Genomic DNA, 11,191 nt, shown 5'->3' with positions numbered 1-11,191 from the left:
AAAACAAATAACATCCGAACAAATTCTTAATCGCAAATGCAAAAAAACAAAATCAAGCAAGCAACTGATTAGTTACAAAAAATCAAAGTTTCCAACCTCCGGCTATTTCTATATTTATTCCCGTAAGGTAATGTCCCTTAGGCGATAACAACATGTCGAGTACATGGGTAAATTCGTCAAAAGTAGCCACCCTGCCTTTAGGTATTTCCTGTATTGGTTTACTATCACTGTTTTCGAGCACCCCTGGCGACAACATATTGATATTTACCCCTTGTTTACTTAACTCACCTGCCAAAGACTTGGTCAAGGTTAATAAGCCATTTTTGGCTATATAATAAGGAGTTACTTCGGGCTTGGCAGTAGACTGCCCCAACGATGCATACCCTATATTTACAATATGCTTGGTATGCTCAGCTACTGTTTTTTGCATAAGAGGCAATGCATAATGTATACAATAAAAAGCACTGTGCAAGTTAGAGTCAAACATCGCGAGCCATTCGTTGACAGTAATGTCAATGATGTTTTTTTTAATATAATTTCCCACATTATTTACCAGCAAATCGAGGCGCCCCCAAGTAGACTCTATTTGCCAAAACATAGCTTCTACTGAAGTAGGATTAGTTACATCTGCTTGTAGCACCATAGCGGTACCTCCCTGTTGGGTAATTTGCTGCTGAAACTCTTTGGCTTGGGTTTTACTTCTATTATAATGAATGACGACGGCATAGCCTGAGTCAACCAAATGGGTTGCTATTGCTTTACCCAAACCTTTGGCGCTTCCGGTGATCAATGCTACCTGTTTATCCATAAGGAAAATCTATTGAGGGTTTGCAAACTTTATCACTTCTTCTATCAACAATTTGGTTGGATGGTTCAAATCCATTTGCAAGGCTTTTTCGGGCAATACCCATACATAGCTTTGTGCCTCTTCATTGAGTACTACATCGTTGGGGGCATTGTTGGTTTGGCAACGGTAGTTTAAAAAAATAAAATGCTTGGGTTTATAAAACTCCTCAGAAAAAATAATATCCTGAGCCAGTATAAATTCGATATCAAAAATATCGAGATTAGTTTCTTCTTTAACCTCCCTGATAAGCGCCTGCTTGCTGGCTTCGCCTACTTCTATCTTTCCGCCTGGCAATCCATACTTGTGGTTCCATTTATGGGTTTTGATAAGTAACACTTGATTATCTTGATTAAAGATGGTAGCTCCTACTGTCGTGATAGGGTATGTCTGTTCTGACATTTGTCTGATGCTGTTTTTTTTGAAACTTGTTTAAGCAAAACTACAAAACTCACCTACTCCGCCAAACCTAATGACTGATGCAATTCTTCAAAAGTCTCACCCTGTAAAGGATGATCATAGCCAAAGCTATATTACTAATTGTTTTATCGCTCAGCAATCAAGTATTTTATTTACCTGGAGCACATCAGTTTTTCTGTTTTACTAAGTGTCATCGCCCAAACTAAAAAGTACTTTTAGCCATGACAACGACAACTTACACAAGCTATAATGTTTAACTGTATGATTTATCTAAAATCTTCGAACGAGAGGGTGCTTATGTAGTATCTGCCTGCATCGCTCAACAAGTCACGGTGCATACGCCACTTGTCATTGAAGAAAGAAATTCCAACCTGAGTATCTAACAGAAATGTTCCTAAAATGTTTAGCACTCCTTTGCGGGAAAACACACTTTCGGTGTACAAGATACGGGCACCTTCTCCTTTTACATTCAATACTTTAGCAAAATACTGGGTAATGGCGTGGTCTTTACGAGCTGCTTTAGGGCCTGACACCAGCACTATTAACTGCTTTTTTTCCTGGCTGTCTAAGGTAGAATAAAACTCTTTGGTAAATGTGTGGGCTACATCTATTTGAGCAGCAATGGCAGCCAACACATTGCGTTGAATTAAAGCTTGGCTCTTTTTCAGAAACTCTTGTAGCTCGCTATGAATCAGCTTATTGGTACGCAAACATTTATCGGCCAATGCCAAACCCAAATCTATCTGGGTAAACTGATCTTGTAGCTGCTGTGTATTGACAAATGAACGTTTTTTAAGGGTTTTGCGGGCGGCAGTCATCAACCCCATAAAATCTTTGAGCTCTTGTAGTTTTCCTGTCGAGAGTACTCCCTCTTTTTCAAGCCCCAATATTACATATAAGGCAAGTGGAACATGTGAGACAGTTTTGAGTTCGGTATACAACGCAGGAGTGATGTTTTCCCAACGAGGTTTGGCTCCTTTACGTACAAACAATAAACCTCCGTTTACAAACGCAATGACTGGGGCATGCTGTTCTATTAGTTTTTGGCGGGTTTTGGCATAAGATTTTCGAAAAAAACTATTCATTTTGGTAAAAGGGTCTTTGCCTTCTGTTATTTTTCCATGTTGGGCTTGAGCTCCAAAAGCACACAAGCAAGCAAGCACACTTGTCAGAAAAAATTGTTTAGATAAATAATGAGTAGTTTTCTTTGGGCTATGCATTGTTCGTATAAAGTGAAATATTTAAAAAATATGGTTTTCAGTACATTAGAATGGCAAGCAATATAATGATTTAACCCGAAATAAAACAACCACCTTTATAAAGCCCTCGTTATTTGCTATAAATATGATTTTGAGTAGGTTTGTAGTTAGTATTCAAAAAAACTATATTGGTATTTAGCTAATAATCATAAAGGTAAAGGTTGACTAAAATAACAATTTAAGGTATTTCGGCAAACAGACATCTACTCTAGTGCTGATTGCCAAAACACCCTCATTTACATTGTTTTTAAAACTATGTTACATAATAAATTATCATATCCGACGATTGCTTTTTTGTTGTTATGGGTAATGACAGCTACTCAGGCACACGCCCAAACCAAAAACTATCGTTTTCAGGCTTTTTATATCCTCAATTTTACTAAGTATATCGAATGGCCCAAACAAGACAATGATCGCTTTGTAGTAGGTGTTTTGGGTAGCCAATATACCAGTCGCACCATTTCGCGCACGCTCTCAGGCCGCAAAATAGCTTCTAATGGTAGCACCATCGTAGTAAAAAGGTTTCCCTCTATTTCTCAAATCAAAGATTGTGATATTTTGTTTGTGAGTGCCAACAGCACCAATAACATTCGTAGGGTGATCAGAAAAACCAACGGACACTCTACCCTCATTGTCACCGAAAAAGAAGGCTTTATAGGCAAGGGAAGTTGTATTAATTTTGTGGTAAAAAACCGTAAGATGCGTTACGAAATTAACCCTCCTCAAATCAATCACTTTGGTCTGACAGTGAAAAACGACAAAATACTCACCCTTGCCGTCAATACCCCCACACACCAGAATGCAACCGAATAAATTTACTTTCCAAAACCAATCTCTACTATCTCTGAAAACATCTCACAGTAATGAATAAATTTTACTTCAAGACTTTTTGTATTGCCTGCATCGCCTTTTGTCTGGCTTTGAGCCAACAAGGGCAGGCACAAACTAAAAAAGTGTACACTCAAGACGAGCTCAAAAAGATGCCTAAAGATAGTGTACTTAAGATTTTGGCAGCGATGGAACTCGAAGACCTAATTAACCTTCAGTTTGATGATGCTGACTTAAAAAAATACCTGGATCAAGTACTCAATGTCGATATTCAAACCAGCGACCGGGTAAAAACCCAGAAATCTGACCGGGTGCCAGCAACTGTTATCACCATTAGCGACGATTTGATTCTCAAAAGAGGGTATATTTCTATTTGGGATGTGCTCAAAGATTTACCTGATTTTAAGCTAGAGTTTGGGGCTACCCAAGAGGCCTTCAATATAGCCACTATGCGTGGACTCGAAGGAATGAGTAAGTTTATCATATTGATGGATGGTATTAGAATATCATCGCCTACCAACGAACGAGTACCACTACTTGCCAACTATCCGGTGCATCTTGCCAAACAAATAGAGGTTGTATACGGACCTGCGTCTGCCTTATACGGGGCGGATGCTTTTGCAGGGGTAATCAACATTATTACCAAAAAAGCGGAGGACATCAATGGAGCCGAGGCATTGTTGGCAACTGGTATGTATGGACAATACAACGGAGGGCTTACCATAGGCAAAAAGCTAAATGATAAAATAAGTTTTACCCTTTCGGGACATTACAGCTACGATCAACAGCCCAACCTAAGCAATTTTTATAACCGCAATGGAGAGTTTGACGGGTTAGAATCGCTCAGAACTGGGGTATTTAATACTGCATTTGGCACGCGCACTATTAGCACCGATGGACTTCACCCTGAATACCAAATGCCCTTAAGCACGTATGCCATTCATGCCGCTGTTCAAATAGGCGACCTACGCATCAGTGGGTTTAGAAACCAATCAAAAACTCCTACCGCCACCGCCCAAACTCCTGACAATGGCTTATACAATGCCTCTGCTTTTGCTACCAATCGCATTACAGTAGGAAGTGCAGTGTACGAGAAAAAGTTTGGCAAACTTACCAGTACCTCTATGTTGATAGCAAGTCGTTATGATTTCCAGCCAGAATCGGGGTTTCAAAACTTGTTTACCAATATGCAACGCACTTATAAGTTTGCTTATGGGCGTATGTACAAGGTAGAACAATTGATACAATGGTCGGCCAATGATCAATTGTCGGTCATAGGTGGAGCTACTTACGAAAACTTTTTTTCTTACCCGAAAGGGCATGATATGGAAAAACCTAGTTTTAACTTTTTTGATCCTAGTGGGGTATTTGCAGGCACTATGACAGCTAACCGTCCTGCTGGTTTGCCTGTACAAATCGATCAATTGAGGTACGCCAATGTAGGTGGTTTTTTACAGGTAGAGTATTCCCCCATAGAAAAGTATCCTTTATTGCTTACCCTGGGGGGTAGGTATGACTACAACACCCGTTACGACCCTGTGGTTAACCCAAGATTTGGTGTGGTGTGGCAGCCTGCCCCCAAAACAACTGTAAAAGCCATGCACGGTTGGGCTTATTTGGCTCCTTCGCCTTTACAGGCTTATGAACAGTTTGGTTCGTTTAGCACGGCTGATGGGGGCTCTACATTTAGTTCAAGCTTTTTTCGCTTACCCAATCCAAAACTACAGCCTCAAACGATCAAATCATCAGAACTTCATTTAAAGACTTACTTATCCGAATCGTTTAGTGTAAGCGTAACCGGGCACCACTCTGTTGCTGACAACTTATTTACTACCTCTACTGATGCCAACCGCCCTGAAATATCTCGATTTGGTGGCGAATACCTGGGCTGGCCAGTAAGCACTATTGAGGTAAGGGTAAACGAAGGAAGGCAGACCATTTACGGAGGTACACTTCAACTCGATTATTTCAAAGACTTTGGCATGCTTTTGCGGGGCAATCCTATTTCTGGTCAGGTCAGAGCATACATAGCAGCCTCGTTGATAGATGGTAGCGTAGATCCAGACGCAGGTGGTCCTCAGGATGCCATACAAATTGCTTACATTGCTCCATTGAGCCTCAAAACTGGCTTTGATTTTACCCTGGGGCGTTTGTTTCTTGGGGTAAGGGCGCAGTACTACAACGAACAAAGGGTGCCCAATGTAACGGCAAATGATGCCAACATTCGTCAGACATTAGATGGTTATACGGTGTTGAATCTCAACTTGGGCTATCAATTTAGTCACCTGGTGCGTTTCTTTGTCAATGTAGACAACCTTACCGATGCTCGCTACCGCAATATAGTGGTAGGTGCAGCACCTGATACAGGTACAGTGGGCAGCAGTGGAGAGTTTGCTTTTGGCGCGCCTCAGAACCCTTTAAGGGTTTCGGGTGGATTGAGGTTGAAGTTTTAGGCAGTCACCAGCGATTAGCTACAAGCATCAAAAAACGACTTGGCACAAGAATTTGTGGTGGGTCGTTTTTTGTTTTAAAGTACTTTTTTTGCAAAACGGTGCATCAATGAATCTAAGTTCTAGTATTTTTATACTAAAAACTTGAACATCCCCTAAGAATTATGCAAATTAAGCCTTCAATCATTCCAATCTCTTAGACTAATGCCACAAACTCATTACCGAACCTGCCATCTATGCGAAGCCATGTGTGGGGTAGAAATTACAGTAGAAGATAATACCGTTGTCAGCATCAAAGGCGACAAAAAAGATCCGCTCAGTGCTGGGCATATCTGCCCCAAGGCTTACGGCCTCAAAGACGTGCACGAAGACCCTGACCGCCTTAAACAACCAATGAAACGAACTTCTGAAGGTTGGATAGAAATAAGTTGGGATGAGGCTTACGCCGAAGTGGTGCAAAATATCAAGCGCATACAACACACACACGGTAAAAACGCGGTAGGCATTTACAAGGGTAACCCTAATGTGCATAATCTGGGTGGACAGTTATACGGGGCTCATTTTTCGCGCAGCATCAAAACCAAAAATAATTTCTCGGCTACTTCGGTCGACCAACTCCCCCACCACCTTGCCTCGTGGGGTATGTTTGGGCACTCGCTACTTACCCCCATTCCTGACATAAGCCGTACAGATTACATGCTCATCATGGGTGCCAACCCATTGGTATCTAACGGCAGTCTTATGACAGCCCCAGGTTTTGGGCAACGCCTGCGAGCCTTACAAACACGTGGTGGCAAGGCAGTGGTAATAGATCCTCGCAAAACCGAAACCGCCACTAAAGCTTCTGAACACCACTTTATTCGTCCTGGCACTGACGCAGTTTTTTTGCTTGCTTTGCTACATGTGATTTATGACGAAAACCTGACCAATTTGGGCAAACTGACAAACATAGTCACCCACCAAGCAATCATTCCTGAGCTAGTCAAAGAGTTTACTCCTATAAAAGCCGCTACTATTACAGGCATTTCAGCTGAAACGATTCGCCAACTTGCCCGCGAATTTGCCCAGGCAAAAACTGCAGTAGCTTATGGGCGTATGGGCTTATCTACTCAGGCATTTGGTGGGGTATGCCAGTGGCTCATCAATGTACTCAATATCGTGACTGGAAACTTTGACCAGCCTGGGGGAGCCATGTTTACTACGCCTGCTATAGATGTAGTAGGATTATTGGGCGCTATAGGCGCCACAGGTAGCCTGGGGCGTTGGAAAAGCCGGGTAAGAGCATTGCCAGAGTTTGGAGGAGAGTTACCTGTTTGCACGCTTGCCGAAGAGATATTGACCGAAGGCGAAGGGCAAATAAAGGCCATGGTAACTATAGCAGGCAATCCAGTACTGTCTACACCAAACGGCACACAATTAGATCAGGCTTTTGCCCAACTGGATTTTATGGTAGCCATTGATATTTACCTGAATGAAACCACTCGCCACGCCCACATTATTTTGCCACCCGCTACTGGGCTGGAGAGCGAACATTATGATTTGATATTCCACTCTTTTGCGGTGCATAATACGGCCAAGTTTTCTTCCCGTTTGTTTGACCCTGTTCCTGAAGCAAAACACGACTGGGAAATATTACAAGACCTTGCCCACTTGCTCAATGGTGAACCCTCTACCCCCCAGGAAAAGGAAAAACAGCAAAAAAATTTATTTGGACGGCTTTCGCCAGAAGCCATTCTTGACCTTGCTTTACGCACAGGACGCTACGGCAGCAAATACCACAAGGGTGGCAATGGATTGAATTTGCAAAAACTAAGGGCTCAACCACACGGGGTAGACCTTGGTCCTATGCAACCCTCACTCCCCAAAAGATTATATACCAAAAACAAACAAATAATATTGGCTCCTGAGTTGTTTGTACAGGATTTGAAAAGGGTAGAAAAAGTATTGTGGAATGAAGCAAAAGCACCAGATCAACAATTTGATCTCTACCTGATTGGGCGCCGCCAATTGAGAGGCAATAACTCTTGGATGCATAATAGTGAACGGCTTACCAAAGGAAGCAACCGTTGCACAATGCACATGCACCCAAAAGACGCCCAAAAAAGACGACTGCAACAAGGACAAATGGCTACAGTAAGCTCTAGAGTGGGCAACATTGACATTCAGGTAGAAATTACAGACCAGATGATGCCCGGCGTAGTGAGTATTCCACATGGTTGGGGACACCACTATAGCGATACTCGTTTACAAACTGCTCAACAACGCCCTGGAGTAAGCATCAACGACTTGACCGATGAATTATTAATTGACGAATTGTCGGGCAACGCTGCCTTTAGTGGAGTACCAGTAAAGGTAGAATGAACAGGCACACAAATAAAAAAACCCAGACAGCTGTGCCTGGGTTTTTGTTTGATATATTGAGAAATTAAATATTGCTATTTTAACTTATACCGTTTCGGCGGTGGCTGCTTCTTCATATTCACTCATCGGAATACAAGCACACATCAGGTTACGGTCACCATAAGCATTGTCTATTTTTGCTGCCGTTGGAAAATACTTTCCAGAAGTAAGATAAGGCAACGGATAAGCTGCTTTCTCACGGCTATAAGGCTTGTTCCAGTTATCACTGATTACCATATTGGCGGTATGAGGAGCATTCACCACTACATTATTTCCTTTTTCGGCTTTGCCTTCTTCTATCTCCTTGATCTCTTCACGAATGCTAATCAAGGCATCACAAAAACGGTCTAGTTCGGCTTTATTTTCGCTTTCGGTAGGCTCTATCATCATAGTACCTGCCACCGGAAAAGAAACTGTAGGTGCGTGGAAACCATAATCCATTAAACGCTTGGCAATATCGGCCACTTCTACTCCCGCCGATTGTTTGAAACCACGACAGTCTACAATAAACTCATGGGCACAAGTGCCATGGGTACCTGTATACAATACCGGATAATGGTTTTCTAAACGAACCTTTAGATAGTTGGCATTTAAAATCGCCATCTTGGTAGCATTGGTCAAACCAGCCGCACCCATCATCTTAATATAAGCATAAGAAATAGTGAGAATGCTGGCGCTGCCCCAGGGAGCTGCCGAAACCGCGGTTTCTTTTGATACCTCAGACACACTCACCGTACGGTGATTAGGCAAGAAAGGCTCAAGGTGTGCTGCTACACCAATGGGTCCCATACCAGGGCCTCCTCCACCGTGAGGGATACAGAAGGTTTTGTGCAAATTAAGGTGACATACATCCGCACCAATCAAGCCAGGGCTAGTCAAACCTACCTGGGCATTCATATTGGCACCGTCCATATATACTTGCCCGCCACAGTCATGAATCACCTGACAAATCTCTTGGATAGACTCTTCAAATACTCCATGAGTAGATGGATAAGTGACCATAAGCGCAGAAAGCTCTTCTTTATGTTTTTCAGCTTTTTCTTTCAGGTCGGCCACATCTATATTTCCACGTTCGTCACACTTCACTACTACCACTTTCATTCCGGCAAGTACTGCACTGGCAGGGTTGGTACCATGTGCCGACTGTGGAATCAATACAATGTTTCGGTGGGTGTCGCCATTGTGTAAGTGATACCCTCTAATGCTCATCAGACCAGCATATTCGCCTTGTGCACCAGAGTTGGGCTGTAGTGACACTGCCGCAAAACCAGTAATTTCGCAAAGCATTTGCTCTAGTTCTTTAAACATTTGGGCATAGCCTTGAGCCTGTTCACGAGGGGCAAACGGGTGCATACTGCCTAACTCGCTCCAGGTCACAGGAATCATCTCTGCTGTAGCATTGAGTTTCATCGTACAAGAACCCAAGGCAATCATAGAATGTACTAAAGACAAGTCGCGGTTTTCTAACTCTTTGAGGTAGCGCAACATAGAGTGCTCCGACTGGTGGGTGTTAAACACTGGATGAGTGAGGTACTCAGACTTTCGGGTAAGGTGGTCGGCAATGTGCCAGTCAATCTCTTGGGCAAGTGCATCGGCAAAAGTAACAGTGGTACCCAATGCTTCGGCAAATACATTTAATAACTCTTTGGCATCGTCCAACGACTTGGTTTCATCAAAGCTAATGCCTACGTGGTTGGTGGCATAATAGCGTAAATTGATGTGCTTGCCTTCGGCAATGGTTTTTATTTTAGCTTTTAGTTCATCGCTGAGGGCAACTTGTAAAGTATCAAAGTACTGCTGATTTACTACCTCAAGTCCGAGCTTCTCCAGACCCAATGCAGTAAAACGAGTAAGCCCGTATACTCGTTGAGCAATTTTTTTCAATCCTTCAGGCCCATGATACACTGCATAAGCACCTGCCATTACTCCCAATAGTACCTGAGCAGTACAAATATTAGAAGTAGCTTTTTCGCGGCGAATGTGTTGCTCACGGGTTTGCAAAGCCATACGGTAAGCTTTGTTACCTTCAGAGTCTATAGATACTCCAATGATTCGTCCTGGAATCTGTCGTTTGTATTGATCTTTAGTAGCAAAATAACCTGCGTGTGGTCCACCATAGCCCATTGGTACACCAAAACGTTGAGCAGAACCTACCACAGCATCTGCACCCATTTCGCCCGGAGGGGTGAGCAAAGTAAGACTGAGTAAGTCAGCTGCTACTGTAACTGCTATATTTAATTCTTTGGCAGTGCTTATAAAAGAAGTGTAATCGTATACCTCACCGTTGCCTGCAGGGTACTGTAGCATTACTCCATAAATATCAGCATTGGTCAGGTCTACCTGGGTATGATCACCCACTACCAGGTTAATGCCCAACGGAGTAGCGCGAGTTTCTATTACTTCTATAGTTTGCGGATGACAAAGCTCCGAAACAAAGAAAGTATTGGCTTTTTTCTTGTCTTTTTTTCTAGTGTTAAAAAACATCGTCATTGCCTCGGCAGCTGCAGTAGCTTCATCAAGCAACGATGCGTTGGCAATTTCCATTCCTGTGAGGTCCATTACAGTAGTCTGAAAATTAATCAGGGCCTCCAGGCGTCCTTGGGCTATTTCTGCTTGGTAAGGAGTATAAGCAGTATACCAACCTGGGTTTTCCAGTACATTGCGTAAAATCACATTGGGTACAATGCAATCGTAATACCCCTGACCAATATAAGAGGTAAATACTTTATTTTTTTGCGCCAATTGTTTAAACTCTGCCAAAAACCGATGTTCAGTCAAAGCATCTGGTAAATTCAATGCCTGCTGTTTACGAATAGCCGCTGGAATTGTTTTATCAATCAAAGCATCTACTGAAGCTTCACCTACAGTTTTGAGCATTTCAGCTATTTGATCTTCAGTAGCTGAACTATTGTGTCTTTGCTCGAATTTCTCGGAGTATTGCAAATCTATTTTCATTCTGTATTCTTTCTATAATAGCACAAATCTACACC

At 42.6% G+C, this 11,191-nt stretch carries 7 protein-coding genes; 3 read left to right on the top strand and 4 right to left on the bottom strand.

The annotated features are described in order from the left end of the window. Positions 1 to 82: 82 nt before the first annotated feature. From Q0954_RS20290 to Q0954_RS20280, 3 genes are all read right to left on the bottom strand, one after another. On the bottom strand, positions 83 to 808 hold the full coding sequence (locus Q0954_RS20290; RefSeq protein ID WP_299459557.1) for an SDR family oxidoreductase: 726 nt from the start codon (positions 806 to 808) through the stop codon (positions 83 to 85). A 9-nt stretch (positions 809 to 817) separates the two neighbouring features. Next, positions 818 to 1,246, bottom strand: coding sequence for an NUDIX domain-containing protein (locus Q0954_RS20285; protein WP_299459554.1), 429 nt, complete (start codon positions 1,244 to 1,246; stop codon positions 818 to 820). Positions 1,247 to 1,530: 284 nt separating this feature from the next. Then, positions 1,531 to 2,484 (bottom strand): hypothetical protein, encoded by a 954-nt coding sequence (locus Q0954_RS20280; protein ID WP_299459551.1) that lies wholly within the window; start codon positions 2,482 to 2,484, stop codon positions 1,531 to 1,533. Between the two features lie 294 nt (positions 2,485 to 2,778). Between Q0954_RS20280 and Q0954_RS20275 the strand changes: the two genes are divergently transcribed. The 3 genes from Q0954_RS20275 (at position 2,779) to Q0954_RS20265 (ending at position 8,162) form a co-directional block, all read left to right on the top strand. Continuing rightward, positions 2,779 to 3,336 (top strand): YfiR family protein, encoded by a 558-nt coding sequence (locus tag Q0954_RS20275; RefSeq protein ID WP_299459548.1) that lies wholly within the window; start codon positions 2,779 to 2,781, stop codon positions 3,334 to 3,336. 50 nt (positions 3,337 to 3,386) lie between these two features. Beyond that, a complete protein-coding gene (locus Q0954_RS20270; protein ID WP_299459545.1) occupies positions 3,387 to 5,804 on the top strand; it encodes a TonB-dependent siderophore receptor in 2,418 nt (805 codons plus the stop codon). A 201-nt stretch (positions 5,805 to 6,005) separates the two neighbouring features. Next, positions 6,006 to 8,162: a molybdopterin oxidoreductase family protein gene (locus Q0954_RS20265; RefSeq protein WP_299459542.1), complete on the top strand. Its 2,157-nt coding sequence runs from the start codon at positions 6,006 to 6,008 to the stop codon at positions 8,160 to 8,162. Between the two features lie 84 nt (positions 8,163 to 8,246). Here Q0954_RS20265 and gcvP read toward each other — a convergent pair whose 3' ends face one another. Next, positions 8,247 to 11,156, bottom strand: a complete 2,910-nt coding sequence (gene gcvP, locus Q0954_RS20260; RefSeq protein WP_299459539.1) for an aminomethyl-transferring glycine dehydrogenase — start codon at positions 11,154 to 11,156, stop codon at positions 8,247 to 8,249. Positions 11,157 to 11,191: the final 35 nt, after the last annotated feature.

It is taken from the genome of uncultured Microscilla sp. (genome assembly GCF_947493425.1).
Lineage (GTDB): Bacteria > Bacteroidota > Bacteroidia > Cytophagales > Microscillaceae > Microscilla.
The sequence above is the reverse complement of the archived record's forward strand: the minus strand, read 5'-3'. Positions and strand labels throughout refer to the sequence as shown.